Source organism: Caulobacter flavus, assembly GCF_003722335.1.
Classification (GTDB): Bacteria; Pseudomonadota; Alphaproteobacteria; order Caulobacterales; family Caulobacteraceae; genus Caulobacter; species Caulobacter flavus.
The window spans coordinates 1982410-1996933 of the sequence record NZ_CP026100.1 but is presented as its reverse complement, the minus strand read 5'-3'; the positions used below and the strand labels follow the sequence as shown (position 1 = coordinate 1996933).

The 14524-nt window shown below is 72.0% G+C and carries 11 protein-coding genes; 8 read left to right on the top strand and 3 right to left on the bottom strand.

Annotated elements, in window-relative coordinates; genetic code table 11:
* Nucleotides 1–21: 21 nt before the first annotated feature.
* Nucleotides 22–1359 carry a sensor histidine kinase gene (locus C1707_RS09380; RefSeq protein WP_101713817.1) on the bottom strand — a complete coding sequence of 446 codons (1338 nt, stop codon included), beginning with the start codon at nucleotides 1357–1359 and terminating at the stop codon, nucleotides 22–24.
* 243 nt (nucleotides 1360–1602) lie between these two features.
* Here C1707_RS09380 and C1707_RS09375 point away from each other — a divergent pair, with 243 nt between their 5' ends.
* The 4 genes from C1707_RS09375 to C1707_RS09360 are packed head-to-tail and all read left to right on the top strand — an operon-like array spanning nucleotide 1603 to nucleotide 5354.
* Nucleotides 1603–3198, top strand: a complete 1596-nt coding sequence (locus C1707_RS09375; RefSeq protein ID WP_101713816.1) for a methyl-accepting chemotaxis protein — start codon at nucleotides 1603–1605, stop codon at nucleotides 3196–3198.
* A gap of 19 nt (nucleotides 3199–3217) precedes the next feature.
* Nucleotides 3218–3487, top strand: a complete 270-nt coding sequence (locus tag C1707_RS09370; protein ID WP_145998410.1) for a hypothetical protein — start codon at nucleotides 3218–3220, stop codon at nucleotides 3485–3487.
* Between the two features lie 46 nt (nucleotides 3488–3533).
* Complete coding sequence (locus C1707_RS09365) at nucleotides 3534–4595, top strand: hypothetical protein (RefSeq protein WP_145998408.1); 1062 nt, start codon at nucleotides 3534–3536, stop codon at nucleotides 4593–4595.
* A gap of 51 nt (nucleotides 4596–4646) precedes the next feature.
* Nucleotides 4647–5354: a hypothetical protein gene (locus tag C1707_RS09360; protein ID WP_145998406.1), complete on the top strand. Its 708-nt coding sequence runs from the start codon at nucleotides 4647–4649 to the stop codon at nucleotides 5352–5354.
* Nucleotides 5355–5357: 3 nt separating this feature from the next.
* Here the strand turns inward: C1707_RS09360 and C1707_RS09355 are convergent, their stop codons facing one another.
* Nucleotides 5358–5588, bottom strand: a complete 231-nt coding sequence (locus C1707_RS09355) for a hypothetical protein (RefSeq protein ID WP_145998404.1) — start codon at nucleotides 5586–5588, stop codon at nucleotides 5358–5360.
* Between the two features lie 126 nt (nucleotides 5589–5714).
* Between C1707_RS09355 and C1707_RS09350 the strand changes: the two genes are divergently transcribed.
* Both C1707_RS09350 and C1707_RS09345 read left to right on the top strand, forming a co-directional pair.
* Nucleotides 5715–6113 carry a helix-turn-helix domain-containing protein gene (locus C1707_RS09350; protein ID WP_101713811.1) on the top strand — a complete coding sequence of 133 codons (399 nt, stop codon included), beginning with the start codon at nucleotides 5715–5717 and terminating at the stop codon, nucleotides 6111–6113.
* A gap of 56 nt (nucleotides 6114–6169) precedes the next feature.
* Nucleotides 6170–6844: a hypothetical protein gene (locus C1707_RS09345; RefSeq protein ID WP_101713810.1), complete on the top strand. Its 675-nt coding sequence runs from the start codon at nucleotides 6170–6172 to the stop codon at nucleotides 6842–6844.
* Here C1707_RS09345 and C1707_RS09340 read toward each other — a convergent pair.
* On the bottom strand, nucleotides 6841–9213 hold the full coding sequence (locus tag C1707_RS09340) for a beta-L-arabinofuranosidase domain-containing protein (RefSeq protein WP_101713809.1): 2373 nt from the start codon (nucleotides 9211–9213) through the stop codon (nucleotides 6841–6843). The genes C1707_RS09345 and C1707_RS09340 overlap by 4 nt on opposite strands.
* 279 nt (nucleotides 9214–9492) lie before the next feature.
* Here C1707_RS09340 and C1707_RS09335 point away from each other — a divergent pair, with 279 nt between their 5' ends.
* A complete protein-coding gene (locus tag C1707_RS09335; RefSeq protein ID WP_164467317.1) occupies nucleotides 9493–12276 on the top strand; it encodes a KAP family P-loop NTPase fold protein in 2784 nt (927 codons plus the stop codon).
* A gap of 115 nt (nucleotides 12277–12391) precedes the next feature.
* A complete protein-coding gene (locus tag C1707_RS09330; RefSeq protein WP_240633897.1) occupies nucleotides 12392–14512 on the top strand; it encodes an ATP-binding protein in 2121 nt (706 codons plus the stop codon).
* Nucleotides 14513–14524: the final 12 nt, after the last annotated feature.

Here is a 14524-nt window from a genome sequence, read left to right as displayed (position 1 = left end):
GCGTCAGACGCCCGCCTTACCCTACGCCTCCCCCACCGGCGGCCAGACGCTCGCCGTCACCCCGCCGCCGTCGCGGTTGGCGATGGAGAGGCGGCCGCCGAAGCGCTTGAGCAGGCGCTCGGCGGTGGGGATGCCCAGGCCAAAGCCGCCGGTGTCGCGGGCGCGGGCGGCGTCGCCGCGGAAGAAGGGCTCGTAGATGCGGGCCAGCACCTCGTCGGTGAGGCCGGGGCCCTGGTCGAGCACCTCGATGCGCGGCCCCTCGGGACTTTCGGGATCGTCCGCGACGAGCCGCACCTTGGCCTTGCCGCCGAAGCGCACGGCGTTGTCGACCAGGCGGATCAGGGCCTGCTCCAGCGGCTCGCGGTGGGTGGCGACGGTCAGCGACTTGGGCCCCTCGTAGCGGGCCAGTTTGGGCCAACGGGCGATCACCGCGCGGATCAGGGCCGGCAGGTCGACGGGCTCGGCGGTGCTCGCCGCGTGCTGGGCGCGCAGCCAGGCCGACAGCGAGCGCAGCATCTCCTCCAGCTCGTCGACATTGCCGCCGACCATGGCGCGGATGTCCTCGGGCTCCACATAGTCCGAGGCCAGCTTCAGCCGGGCCAGGGGCGTGCGCAGGTCGTGGCTGAGCGCCTCCATGGCCCGGGCCTGGTCCTCGATCAGGCCGGTGATGCGCTGCTGCATGTCGTTGAAGGCGCGGCCCAGCTCGGCCAGGTCCGGCGGCCCCTCGACGGCGACCGGCTGGGGCGGCCCCTCGCCCACCCGGCCGGCGGCCTCGGCCAGGCGCCGCAGCGGCTCGCCCAGCTGGCGCAGGGCGTAGGCGCCCAGCGCCACGCAGGCCAGGGAGAAGGCCAGGGTCGTGGCCACCGCGCGCAGGGCGATCGGCCAGGGCCGGGGAAAGTGGCGCGAGCGGAAGGTCAGCCAGCGGCCGTCCTGCAGGCCCATCGCGCCCACGAGGTCGCGGCCGCCGTCCGACTGGTCCTCCGACCACAGGCGCAGGGGCCGCATGGCCAGGCCCGGCTCCCATTGGCGGACATAGCGGACGATGGCGTCGGCCTCGCCGGTCTGGGCGCGGGCCTGGGACGGCGCCTGCGGCGGCGCGCCGACGATCTCGGCCTCGAGGTAGCGCGAGGTCATCACCTGGTCGAGGTCGGCCTGGGCCAGCCGGCTGACGCGGTCGCCCACCACCAGCAGCTCGGCGATGCGGCGGGCGTGGTCCTCGCGCAGGGTCTGGCGGTCGATCGCCTGGTAGAAGGCGACGCTGGCCGCCAGCTGCACGAACACGATCGCCGCCACCACCAGGATGGAGCGACCGATCAGGCCCCGGGGCCGCTGTAGGATGTCTCGCACCTTCGAAGCCATGGCCAAGGCTTACACACGCGCGCGGCCCGGGGCCACCACCGGTTGACGCCGTCCGCTCCCGGATGGTCGCGCGCGACCGGAAAACCCCGCCCGGCATGTCGTCGCTATCTCATTTTGAGAATATCTGAGCGCTTCATACGTATTGGTACGTAATAACCACGGGCGTTGTTTCGCCAATTCTGTCACCAGCGATTAACGCTCATCCAGCATCCTCGCCGAGAAATACCGGAGGCGGGCGTGCGTTTGATCCAGTTCGACAGTATTGAGGCCCAACGCAGGGTCGGCGGCCAGCTGGTGATCGGCTGCGTGGCGGCCAGCGCCGCGGTGGTTCCGGCCGCGTGCCTGCTGACCGGCGCGCCGCTGCTGGTTCCGGCGGCCGGCGCGATCGCCCTGGCGGTGCTGGTGCTGGGCGCCTACGGCCTGTGGCGCGACCGCCTGGCCCAGCAGCTGTGCACCGCCCTGGCGCTGGTCGGCCAGGCGGCGCTGTTCGTGCTGGCCTTCCGGGGACACGCCCTGCAGGACGAGGCCCGCATGGCCTTCCTGGCGGCCCTGGCCCTGCTGGTGGCCTATGGCGACTGGCGGGTGGTGGCGACCGGCGCGGCCGCCGTCGTCGGCGTCGACCTGGTCGCCGCCGGCGCCTTCCCCCACGCCCTGGCGGCCGACGAAAGCCTGCTGGCCCTGGCCCTGCGCGCGGCCATGACCGTGACCACCGCCTGGTCGCTGGTCTGGCTGACGGCCGGGGTGTCGCGCCTGTTCGTCACCGTCAGCGCCCGCACGGAGGCCTCCGAGCGCGCCGCCCGCGCGGCCGACGAGGCCAACGCCGCGGCCCTGACCGAACGCGCCGCCGCCGACCGCGCCAACGCCGAACGCGCCCGGCTGAAGGCGGCCATGGAGGCCGAGCAGACGCAGGTCGTCGAGCACCTGGCCGGGGCCCTGCGCCGGCTGGCCGGCGGCGACCTGACCTCGCGCCTGGAAACCCGCTTCGCCGCCCAGTACGAGCCGCTGCGCCAGGACTTCAACGACGCCGTGGCCAAGCTGCGCGCGGCCCTGGGCGAGATCAGCGGCAACGCCGCCAGCATGAGCGCCGGCGTGGCCGAGATGAGCCGCGCCTCCGACGAGCTGGCCCACCGCACCGAGGACCAGGCCGCCAGCCTGGTGCAGACCTCCACGGCGCTGGGCCAGATCACCGCCACCGTCAACGAGACGGCCGACAACGCCCGCAAGGCCAACGCCGCGGCCGCCCGCGCCCGCGAGGAGGCCGAGCGCTCGGATCCGGTGGTCACCGAGGCGGTCGAGGCCATGACCCTGATCGAGACCTCGTCGGGCCAGATCGGCCAGATCATCGGGGCGATCGACGAGATCGCCTTCCAGACCAACCTCCTGGCGCTGAACGCCGGGGTCGAGGCGGCCCGGGCCGGCGACGCGGGCAAGGGCTTCGCCGTCGTCGCCCAGGAAGTGCGGGCCCTGGCCCAGCGCAGCGCCGACGCCGCCCGCGAGATCAAGGCCCTGGTGGCCGTCTCGGGCGACCAGGTGGCCGCCGGGGTCGAGCGCGTGGGCAAGACCCGGCAGGCCCTGCAGCGCATCGTCGCCCGCGTGGCCGAGATCGACGTCCAGATCGACGCCATCGCCCGCTCGGCCGCCGACCAGGCCTCGAACCTGGGCGAGGTCAACACCACCATGGGCGCGATGGACCGCGTGGTGCAGCAGAACGCGGCCATGGTCGGGCAGACCACCGCCGCCGCCCACGCCCTGAAGACCGAGGCCGCCGCCCTGGCCGACCGCATCGGCCTGTTCCGCACCCGCGAGGACGCGGCCCCGACCGACCGCCGGGCCGCCTGAGGTGGAGGCCGGCGCGACGGTGGCGGCGTTCACGTCCGCCGACCTGATCAAGCTGTTCGCCGCCACGTACCTGCCGCTGTGCGAACGGCTGGAGACGGCCGGGGTGCTTGACCGCGCGGCCCTGGCCGACGCCATGGGGCTGTACGTGGCGCCCGGCGAGACCACCGCCAGCGCGGCCATGGTCGAGGCCCTGCAGATCGTGCTGCGCCGGCCAAGGCCGGGTCAGGCGCGTCAGCCAGGACCAAGGCGCGAGCCGCCGCTGCGGGTTATCGCGGGCGGCCTGGATTAGCCGCCCCCTCTTGCCGCGCGGAGGAAAGCGGCCGCCTATGGGGCCGATGATCGCGCTTCTCCGCCGCCTGCTCGGCCGCCCCCGCCACGCGGCGATCGGCCCGCCGCATCACCTCGGCGCGGCCTGGCGCTCGCATCCGCTCACGCCCGACAGCCTCGCCAGCCTGCCCGTCGGGATCGACCGCCAGGTCGGCGGCGTGGGCGAGATCGCCATGGGCGGGCCCAACTACTGGACGATGCTGCTGGCCGACGGCGCGATGCTCCACGGCGTCTGCGGCCCGGTCACCGATGTTCCGTCCGCCCCCGGCGGCGGCCCCCTGCGCATCGCCCTGACCCAGGCGCGCGACGGCCTGCGGCTGCAGGTCTACGACATCGACGCCCAGGTCATCCACACGCTGGAGCCAGGGCCGGGGCGGCCTTCGCCGGAAGCCCTGGCCGACGTCGCCAGCCGGACCCCGGCCAAGGCCGCGCCCCTGCTGCGCGAGGCCTGCCGCCACGCCGCCGACAGCGTGACCTTGGCGCCGGTGCTGGGCCTGCGCCTGCCAGCCCACGAGGCCAAGGCGCCACCGCCCCTGCTGGCGCGAGCCTTGGCCGACGGCCGCCGCCTGGAGGCCCGCCTGCTGCTGCCCGACGACCTGCGGGCGACGGAAGAGGCCGACCGGCTGCTGCACGCCCCGCCCTACGCCCTGTACCTGGACGGCGCCTCGACCGGCCTGCACGTGGCCGACCTGGACGGGGTGGTCGAGGGCCAGGACGGCGTCCTGCTGCTGCCCGGCCGGCGCCTGAACGCCGATGGACGAACGACTGACGGCCTTTGGCTGGCCTGGCGGGAAGGGCGATGGAGCGCCCTGCTCGGACACGCCCACGCACCGTTGCAGGGCGGCGGCTTCCTGACGCCCTACTTCCTGTCCGAGCCCGCGGTCGACGCAGGGGGCCAGGCGAGCTTTTCCCTGCGCACCTTCGGCTGGGGTCCCGACGGCGAGCTGCCCAGCGAGCCCGCGCCGCCGCAGGTCGAGCTGAAGGTGAGCTGGCGCAGGGTCCCGCTGCTGCTGCGCCCGCGCGAGGACCGCATCACGCTGGAGGTCCCGGGCGGCGGCGGGCCGACTTGAGGCGGGCGCGCGACACATGCTCTATCGACGCGTCTCTGAGTGGAGCGGCGCATGCGTAGACTGTTGCTGACCGGACTGACCCTGCTGGCGGGCGCGGCCGCCCTTTCCGCCCAGGCCGGCGAACTGGACCTTCGCGGCGACTACGCCCATCGGCGCTGCCATGGCCAAGGCGACGCCGGCGAGGGCCTGAGCATCGGCCAGCCCGGGCGCGAGGCCAAGGCGATCGCCGCCTCGCAGGGGCGGGTCAAGCGCAGCGGTCCGCTGCTGACCCTGGGCAAGCTGCGGCTGAAGACCAAGGCGATCGAGGGCGACGCCGAAGACGAGGCCGAATATGAATACTTGGGCGGCTGGGTGGGCTCGGGCCTCGAGGTGGTGTTCGTCATGCGCTACGAGGACATGGCCTGGCGGGTGGTGGATCCCCGCAGCGGCGAGTGGTTCGACATGGGCGGGCCGCCCCTGGCCTCGCCCGGCGGCAAGGCGATCGCCGCCGTCGGCGACGACAGCCTGATCAACGAGTTCAACGGCGTCGAGATCGTCGAGCACCGCGACGGCAAGTTCGAGAGCCAGTCGATCGACACCGACTACGCCTGCGATCCGGTGTGGCTGAGCGACGACGTGCTGCAACTGAAGGTGCTGTCGCCGAAGTATCGCGACCGCAACGGCGAGCTGCTGGCCGGCGAATTGAAGCCGTCGGCCTGGCGCACGACCCAGGTGGTGCGCAAGAACGGCGTGTGGACCCTGGTTCCGCCCAAGCCCTGACGCCTACCCCTTCTCGCCCAGCACCTTGCACAGGGCCGCGGCCAGGATCTCCCAGGGCTCGCCGGGCTCGGGGTCGAGGCGGGCGCGGATGTCGCGGGCGAGGGCCTGGGGGTCGAGGGCGCCGGCGGCCTCCAGCGAGCGGCAGAGCGGCAGGTAGGTGGCGGCGAACAGGCGCACGATGTCCTCGCCCGTGAAGGTCGGCACGTCTGGATCTTGGGGGCCGGCGGGGGACATCTTGCGGCTACTCCGGGAACAGGCCGCCGCACCTGCGGCAAGATCGGCGCTCGCGCCTTGATCAGGATCAAGGCCGCCCGCCGCGCATCGTGGGACCCCGCCCCTCCCGAGGGAGGAACAGGGTCCATGCCTACCGACGTCCGATCGACGCTCGCCCGCCATCACCTGGACGTGGGCGCCGACTACGTGCTGCGCAGCGCGGGCCTGCTGTCGTCGGTGTTCGACGGCGACATCATGCGGGGACTGGTGTTCCTGACCGCCCTGCGGCTGTCGGCCCACGCGCCCCAGGACGCCGGCGGCGAGCGGCCCGTGCGGCTGACGGCCATCGCCCGCTCGATGGGCCTGCCCATCGAGACCACCCGCCGCCACCTGCTGAAGCTGCAGCGCGACGGCTTCACGGTGCGCGCCGCCGGCGGCGGCGTGGTCGCCCGCATCCCCGAACGCCCCGACATCGCCGAGGCCATGGCCGCCAACAGCGCCAACCTGGCCAGCCTGGCCGCGACGCTGGAGGCGTTCGGCGGCTGAGGGGGCGCGCAACCTCGGCCGTTTCCGCCCGGACGCAAGGCGGGCGCGAGGCGCGAATGACGAACGGAACGGCCTGTTGGCGCGGCGGGGCGAGCGCGGCGCTCCTGCTGCTGGCGGCCTGCGCGCCCGACCCGCGCGAGCAGGCCCGGCGCTCGATCGACAGCGGCGAGGCCGTGCGCGAGATCCAGGCCCATTTCGACAGGTCGCCCGGCGGCCAGTGCGCCGCCGTGCTGACCGGCATCTCGCCGATCCAGGTCAGCGCCCGCACCGCGCGGCTGGACACCGCCCGCGCCCTGGTCGACGCGGGCCTGCTGGAAGAGGTTCCCGGCGCCCCGGCCGGCGAGGTGCGGCTGGCGCCGACCGCCCGGGCCCGGCCGTGGTTTCGCGAACGCCGCGCCAATCGCGCCCTGCCGCCCAGCCTGGAGCTCTGCTACGCCCGCCGCCGGATCACCCGCGCCTGGCTGGTGGGCGAGGACGGCAAGACCCTGAACTTCGCCTACCGGCTGGAGGGCGCCCCGCCCTGGACGGCCGACCCGCGCCTGCGCGCGGCCTTCCCGTTCCTGGGCCCGGCCCTCTCCCAGGAGATGGTCGCCACCGGCATCGCCCCGTTCCGCGACGGCCGCTGGTTCCTCGACCTCGCCGACGAGGGGATCACCCTGCCCGGCCAGGACGAGGGCTTCTACGCCTGCCCGGACGGCCGCGAGCGGCCGGATCGGGGGTGCGGGACCTAGGTCGCCGCCGCCTCCCCCGCCATCACCCGCAGTTCGTAGACCACCGCCGGCTTGTCGCCCGCCTCGATGCGGATGCGGGTCGGGCTCGCGCCGGCCGGCAGGGGCAGGTCGACCGTGAAGAAGCCGTCGCGCTTGGCGCTGGGGGTGGCGAAGGTTCCGATCACCGCCCCGTCGGCCAGCACCCTGGCAGACTGGCCAGCGTCGGCGCCCCAGTAGACCAGCTGCAGGGTCAGGGGGCCGGGGCGGCGAGCGAGGACAGCCTCCAGCCAGCCGCCGCCGGCGTCGAGCTTGCGGCCGCTGCGCCCGTTCAGCTGGATGATCTCGCCCTTGCCGGCGGCCCCCCCGTGGTCGACCTCGGGCTGCTGCTCGCCCAGATAGACCGTGTCGACGGTGCGGGCGACAGTGTCGACGCGGGCCTGCTCGGCCGCCAGGAAGGCCTGGCCCTCGGCCTCCCAGCGGGCGCGGGTGAACACCGGGACGTAGACGGCCGTGCGGTTGTCGTACTGGGCGAAGAACGGGCGAAAGGTCGCCGGCTCGCCCTGGACCGTGCGGCCGACATAGGTGTGGCCGTCCCCGCCGAGCTTGCGCAGCAGGCCCGCCGGCGGTCCCTCCCCTCGCAGGGCCGGGGCCGCGCGGTCGAACGGCCGGTCGGCCGCGCCGACGTCGGCGGCCAGCACCAGCGGACCGGAGACGAAGGCCACCAGGTTGGGATCGTCCGGCGTCGGCTCGGCGCGCAGGTGCATGGGCAGGCTCAGCTCGATCCGGTCGCCAGCCCCCCAGCGGCGCCGGATGCGCAGATAGCCGTCGGCGTCGCGCCGGCCCACGCGCCTGCCGTTCACGCGGACCTGCGGGTCGGCGCACCAGCCGGGCAGGCGCAGGGCGATCTCGCGCTCGCCAGCCGGCGCGCGGACGATGGTCAGGGTGACGGCGTCCCCGGCGGGATAGGTCGTGTCCAGGTCGATGGCGAAGTCGCCGTCCGGCAGGTCGAGGCTCGAAGGGATGAAGAGGTTGAGATAGAGCGCCCCGTCGCCGCCCTTCCACCAGATGCTGTCGGCGTGCTTGGCGTGGCTTTCCATGCCCGAGCCGACGCAGCACCAGAAGCTGTCCTCGTAGGTGGAGTAGCTGCGCCGCCCGCCCGCGGCCATCGGCATGAAGTAGACGAACCGCCCGTCGCCGGGCCGCTGGTGGGCCATGATGTGGTTGAGCTGGGCGCGCTCGTAATAGTCGAACAGGGCGCCGTCGGGCTTCCAGCTCCACAGGTGGCGGGTCAGCTTCAGCATGTTGTAGCTGTTGCAGGCCTCGCAGGTGGTCTCGGCCATGTGGCGGGCGATCTGGCCCGGCTTGCCGAAGTGCTCGCGGTCGGAATTGCCGCCGATGACGTAGCTGTGGTCGCGGGTCACGGCCTGGTGGAAGAAGCGCGCGGCCGCGGCCTCGCCAGGATCGTCGCCGGCCACCTCGTGAAGACGCGCCAGGCCGATGACCTTGGGGATCTGCGTGTTGGCGTGCAGGCCGGCCAGTTCGTCGCGCTGGGCGGCGATGGGGTCGAGCACGGCCTTGTGGCGCAGGCGGCGGGCGACCTTCAGCCAGCGTTCGTCGCCGGTCAGGGCGTAGGTCTGGGCGTAGGCCTCGTTGATCCCGCCATGCTCGGTGACCAGGATCTTCTGCACCTGCTCATCGGAGAGGCCGTCGATCACCCCGGCGAAGTAGCCGGCCAGGCCGACCGCCACCTCCAGCGCGCCGGGCGTTCGCGCCAGTTCGTGGGCGTCGAGCAGGCCGGCATGCACCTTGTGCCAGGTGTAGACCGGCACCCAGCCGTCGTTGAGGCTGAAGCGCGAGGACCGGATGTCGCCCCGCCGCAGTTCCTCGAACACCTGCTTGCCGCCGGCCGGGTCGTCCTGGCCCCAGCGGGTGGTTGCGCCCACATAGCCGTCGCCGTGCGCGGCCTGCACCCGGGCCAGTTCGGCGACCGTGTAGGCCAGCCGCTGGGACAACTCGGGATCGCCGGTGTTGGCCGCCTGCAGCGCGCAGGCGGTCAGCCAGTGGCCCAAGGTGTGGCCGGCGATGCTCTGGGCCTCCCAGCCGCCATAGACCGGCGCCTTGACCGGCAGGCCCGCGCCCTTGTGGAAGTTGTGCAGCAGCCGGTCGGGCGACAGCGAGACCAGATAGGCGCGGTTGGCGTCCTGGGCCTGGGAGAAGATCGACGGCCTTAGTCTGACATGACGCGCGGCGACCGGCCGGGCGACGACCCGGCTCGTGGCGACAGGCAGCGGCGCGGCCAGGGCGGTTCCGCCGGCGAAGGCCAGGGCGGTCGAGGCCAGCAGAAAGCCCCGGCGCGTGGCTGCCCCCTTGGTCGCGTCGTTCCCCGCCATGCTCCACCCCAAAGCTATTTGTCAGACAATTAGCCGGAAGAGAGCATGGCGGGCGGCGGGGCTCAAGGGGAGGGGCGGAGGAGAGATGGGGAGGACCTTGAAAAGACCGCCAAGATGGTTAACTTAAAAAATGCAATGCAGGGGCGCATTGCCCGCTAATCAATCCAAGGATCAGGATAGTCGGTCGCGCCGATCCCGCGTCATGCGACCCGGACGATAAGACCAGCCCCATGGAGCTGGAAGGACATGGAACGCGGCGCGCTAGCGAACATAACGATCATGACCGCGCCTCCGGCCGGCGACCTGATCTTCCTGCCTTCCGACACCCATGGCACGCCGGGCATGCTGAACAGCAGCGTCCTCGACCAGCTCGGCTTGCCGCGATCGTTGCTGCCGGGACGCGAGGCGCTGGCCGAAGGGTACGCAATCGTGCCCACGACCGAGGCGACGCTGTGCTTCGTGGTGACGGTCGGGATGGGGGAGACCGCCAGGCTCCTGCGACGAAACCTGGAAGCCGCGCTGACGGATCCCCGCCTCGACGAAGCCAGGTCGCTCTGGATTCCATTGATGGGCACGGGCGCGGGCCAACTCACGCTGGTGGCCAGCGAAAAACACATCCTTGATGTCCTGGACCTGACCGGCTGGTCGCGGCGCCCAGGCGTCAGAATCCTTGTGTCGAGACCGCCTGGCGACCCGCGGGAACGGATGGCTTCGCGCCCCGATCGCAAGTCGGCGCCGAGACCCCCGCCCACGGCGACGGAGGCAGGGCTTCCACCCAAGATTTCACCGCCGCTGAAGGCGCTTCTGGAGTTCGCCGCCGCCTTGCGCGCCAACAAGGAGCGCGATCGCGGCTCGCTATCGACGCGGCTGCTGACTATCGCGCTCGCGCTGGCGAACGCGCCGATCATCCCTCAACTGGTGGCCCGGGACAGGGCTGCACGAAACTTCGCCATGGCTCTCGATCTCGTCCGAGCCAGAGCCGCCGAGGCCCTTTGGCAGACCTACTTCCAAAAGGTCTACAACGGAGCGCCGGAACTCGGCGCCGCCGAACCGCTCGTCTTGAGCCGCAATGCCGCCGATGTACTCAGGCACGCCTTAGAACGCGCCCAGGCCGACGCCCGGGAAGTCGTCGAGATCGACGACCTGATCGAAGCGATGCTCGTGCAGACGCAAGGGCGTTTCATCGCCCTGTTGCAGGCCTGCGAGATCACGACGGCCGCCCTTTCGGACGCCTATCGCGAAACCGCCAAGGCCCGCGTCGTCATGGCCCTGGTCAGCGACGTAGCGTCGATCGAGGACCGTCTCGGCTACGACGTATACGCCACCGCCCTGAAGGAATTCCTGCTCGATGTCAGCACGCCGCCCCCGCTGAGCGTGAGCATCCAAGCCCCCTGGGGCGCCGGCAAGTCGACCTTGATGCATCTGGTGCGCAACGCCCTCGATCCGACGGCGGCGCATCCGGACGAGAAGATCACCCGGGACAAGGTCCTGAGCATCGGCCGCGTCATGGAGTTCCTCGGCAAGACTGCTGAACCGCTGCCTGTCGGTTCGGGCGAACCGGCGCGGCAGCGCTGGACCGTCTGGTTCAACGCCTGGAAATACGAGAATGCGACCCAGGTCTGGGCCGGACTGGTCGACGCCATCATCGACCAGATCAGCCAGAAGCTGCCTCCGGCCGAACGCGAACTGTTCCTGCTGCGCCTCAACCTGTCGCGTGTCGACGACGGCAAGGTTCGCCAGCGGGTCTACGACCGCGTGGCCAACGTCGTGTGGCGGAAGGGCTACAAGGTTTTCGCGGGGTGGACGACCGCCATCGCGGCTAGCCTTGGCCTGTCCGCCGCCGCCGACAAAGTTGCGCAGATCACCAACGTGGAAGGGCTGACCCTGCTCGCGCGGACAGGCGGGATCGCCGGCGCCGTCGTCGCTGCGGTGCTGCTGTGGCAAGCGTTCCAGGGCAAGCAGAAGGAGGCCAAGAAAGAACCTGCGGACTTCAGCCTGGCCGACCTCATCCGTGTGCCCGACTACAACGCGTCGGTCGGCGCCGTGCATCATGCCTATGCCGACCTGAAGAAGGTTCTGTCCGTAACCCCGAAAATCAACGGCGAACACTCGCCGATCGTCATCTTCATCGACGACCTCGATCGTTGCTCGCCCAACAACGTAGCGGCCGTAGTCGAGGGGATCAGCTCGATCCTGGCCAGCGACTTGCGCTGCCTGTTCGTCATCGGCATGGATCCGCAGATGGTCGCAGCCGCGCTCGAGACCGCTCATCAGCAGGTGCGCAGCCGGCTGCCGAAGTGGGAGAGATCCGTCCCCTTGGGATGGCGTTTCATGGACAAGTTCGTCCAATTGCCCTTCACCATTCCACCAAGCTCCCAGCTCGACCTCGATCGCTACCTGGGCTTCGTGGTCGGAGCCACGCCGCTGACCGCCGAAGAAGCCGCTTCGTCGCCGAAGGCGGCCGGGACCTTGGCGCCGTCGTCCGCGCCTCGGGCGACGGCGAATGCCGACATGCCCGACGAGGCGTCGTCCGCGCCGGCGCCCAAACCGCAGCCGCCGCCCGAGGCCGATCAGGCGCCTCCCCGAGAGAACCCCAGCGTCGGCATCATCGTCCGCCGGGCTGCGGGCCTGATGTCGGGAAACCCTCGCGAGCTCAAGCGTCTGGCCAATGTCGCGCGCCTCTACCTCCGGCTACGTGACAGCCGCCACGACATCGACGGCGACTGGCGCGCGCCTAACCTCGACCAATACGCCCGGTGGATTGCGCTGACCCTCCGTTGGCCAGACATGATGAGGTGGCTCCAATGGGGCGCGGACGAAGCCGCCTGGACCCCGCTTGAATCCACCAAGGCGCTCGGCGTCCGTCGCCTCCGCGTGCTGGAGGACCAGGCCGCACTCAACGTCGAAGCCGACGCTTGGCAGAAGGCCGTCGCCACCCGTCTAAAGCTGCCCGACGAGATCGACTGGCTTCGTGACCCCAAGCTGTTCGAGTTCTTCGACCGCGAAGCCGACACGCCGGCCGAGGCTCGACTTTCGGCGGCCGCCGAACTCGAGTTCTGGTAGCCCGCCCCTCCCCACTTAACCAAAAACCGACGTTTCGTGGTCATGGTGGAACCCGACTGCTTCCCGCCGCCTTCGGTGGGAAGCCTGGGGGTTTGACGACTTGGGTTTTCGCCGCTTGGACATCGCGAGCGATCGCGCGGCGCTCTGGCGTCGCTGGCGGCGGCCGGCGGGGCTGACGGCGGCCTATGTGGCGTCGATGGCCTACAGCCTGTTCCTGACCGGGGCGGCCCAGGAGATCGCCACCATCTGGACGGCCAACGCCGTCATCATCGCCGGCCTGATGACCCTGGACCGCCGGCGCGGCGCGGTGCTGCTGGCGGTGACCAGCGTGCTGCACCTGTTGCTGAGCCTGGCCACCAGCAGCAGCAGCGCCTTCGCCCTGGCCGTGACCATCCTCGACGGCGTGCAGATCGCCGCCACCGCCTTCGCGCTGCGGCTGCTGCGGCTGCCGGGCAAGGTGCGCAGCATGCGCGGCCTGCTGGTGCTGACGGCGGTGTCGGCGGTGTTTACGGCGGCGACCTCGATCGCCGTCAACGGCGTGGCCTCGCTGGCCGAGGGCGGAGGCTTCTGGACCGGCTGGAGCGGCTGGACCACCAGCAACGTGCTGGGCGTGGCCATCGCCCTGCCGACCATCCTGATCCTGCTGGACCGCCGCCACGCCGAGGCCTTCCCGGTGCGCGGCTGGCTGGAGCCGGCGGCGGGCCTGGCGGCCATCGCGGCGGTGTCGTGGACCGTGTTCACCGGCCCGCCGCAGATGCGGGTGCTGGTGTTCGCGCCGGTGCTGCTGGCGGCGTTCCGCGGCGGCCCGCGCGCGGCGGCGCTGTCGGTGATGGCGGCCCTGGCCTTCGCCATCCCCGCCGTGCTGTCGATCGTCGGCCTGGACCCCAGGGCGGCGGCCGAGCCGATGCGCCACCTGCTGCTGTTCCACATCGTGCTCTATGCGGTGAGCATGGCCGCGGCCCTGGCGCTGGGCCGCCAGGCGCGGCTGTCGGCCCTGCTGGTGCGCCGCCAGGCGGCCGCCCGCGCCGCGCAGGCCAGGGCCCAGGCCGCCAACGCCGCCAAGTCCGACTTCCTGGCCACGATCAGCCACGAGATCCGCACCCCGCTGAACAGCATTCTCGGCTTCGCCGCCCTGGTGGCCGAGGACGCCGAGCTTTCCCCCGAAAACCGTCGCCGGCTGGACCTGGTCGGCCGCGCCGGCCGCTCGCTGGCCGAGATCGTCAGCGACCTGCTCGACTTCGCCAAGGTCGAGGCCGGCCGCCTGGAGCTCGTCCTGTCCCCCGCTTCCCCCGCCGCCCTGCTGCGCGACGCCGCCGCCATCATCGCCCCCGAAGCGGAAGCCAAGGGCCTGACCGTGAGCGTCGAGGTCGAAAGCCGCCCCGCCCCCCTGGGCGGGCAGGATCCCGAGGCCCTGTTCTCCCTGGACGAGACGCGCCTGCGCCAGGTGCTGCTGAACCTGCTCAACAACGCCGTGAAGTTCACCACGCAGGGCGGCGTCACCGCCCGCCTGTCGATCGGCCCCGATCCGGGCCTGCTGCGCTTTTCGGTGGCCGACACCGGCATCGGCATCGCGCCCGAGGTGCAGGCGCGGCTGTTCCAGCGCTTTTCCCAGGCCGACAGCTCGATCAGCCGCGCCTATGGCGGCACGGGCCTGGGGCTGGCGATCAGCAAGGCGCTGGTCGGCCAGATGGGCGGGACGATCTGGGTCGAGAGCGCGCTGGGCGTCGGCGCGGTGTTCCACATCGCCTTGGAGGCCCAGCCCGCCCAGGCGCCCGAGCCGGTCGAGGAGACCGGCCCCGAGCGCGCCGCCGCCCGCGTGCTGCTGGTCGACGACCATCCGATGAACCGCGAACTGGGCGACGCCCTGCTGACCCTGGCCGGCTGCCAGGTGTTCACCGCCGAGGACGGCTTCCAGGCGGTCGAGGCCGCCCGCACCGGAACCTTCGACCTGATCCTGATGGACGTGCACATGCCGGGCATGGACGGCCTGGCCGCCGCCCGCGCCATCCGCGCCCTCGACGGGCCGATGGCCGACGCGCCGATCCTGGCCCTGAGCGCCGACGTGCTGCCCGAGCAGGTGGCCCGCTGCCGCGCGGCCGGCATGGACGGCCACGTGGCCAAGCCGATCCGCCGCGACGAACTGCTGGCGGCGGTCTCGCGCGCGTTGAGCACGCCGCGCGGGCGCGACCGAACGTCGCACGACGGCGCGACACACGGAAAAAGCGTCTCGCCTTAACCCTTTTTCGGT

What these genes read in the sequence shown, in the direction of transcription:
- C1707_RS09350 (WP_101713811.1), top strand. Translation starts at nt 5,715, where the DNA reads ATGCCTACCGACGTCCGATCGACGCTCGCCCGCCATCACCTGGACGTG.
- C1707_RS09340 (WP_101713809.1), bottom strand. Translation starts at nt 9,213, where the DNA reads ATGGCGGGGAACGACGCGACCAAGGGGGCAGCCACGCGCCGGGGCTTT.
- C1707_RS09365 (WP_145998408.1), top strand. Translation starts at nt 3,534, where the DNA reads ATGATCGCGCTTCTCCGCCGCCTGCTCGGCCGCCCCCGCCACGCGGCG.
- C1707_RS09355 (WP_145998404.1), bottom strand. Translation starts at nt 5,588, where the DNA reads ATGTCCCCCGCCGGCCCCCAAGATCCAGACGTGCCGACCTTCACGGGC.
- C1707_RS09345 (WP_101713810.1), top strand. Translation starts at nt 6,170, where the DNA reads ATGACGAACGGAACGGCCTGTTGGCGCGGCGGGGCGAGCGCGGCGCTC.
- C1707_RS09335 (WP_164467317.1), top strand. Translation starts at nt 9,493, where the DNA reads ATGACCGCGCCTCCGGCCGGCGACCTGATCTTCCTGCCTTCCGACACC.
- C1707_RS09360 (WP_145998406.1), top strand. Translation starts at nt 4,647, where the DNA reads ATGCGTAGACTGTTGCTGACCGGACTGACCCTGCTGGCGGGCGCGGCC.
- C1707_RS09380 (WP_101713817.1), bottom strand. Translation starts at nt 1,359, where the DNA reads ATGGCTTCGAAGGTGCGAGACATCCTACAGCGGCCCCGGGGCCTGATC.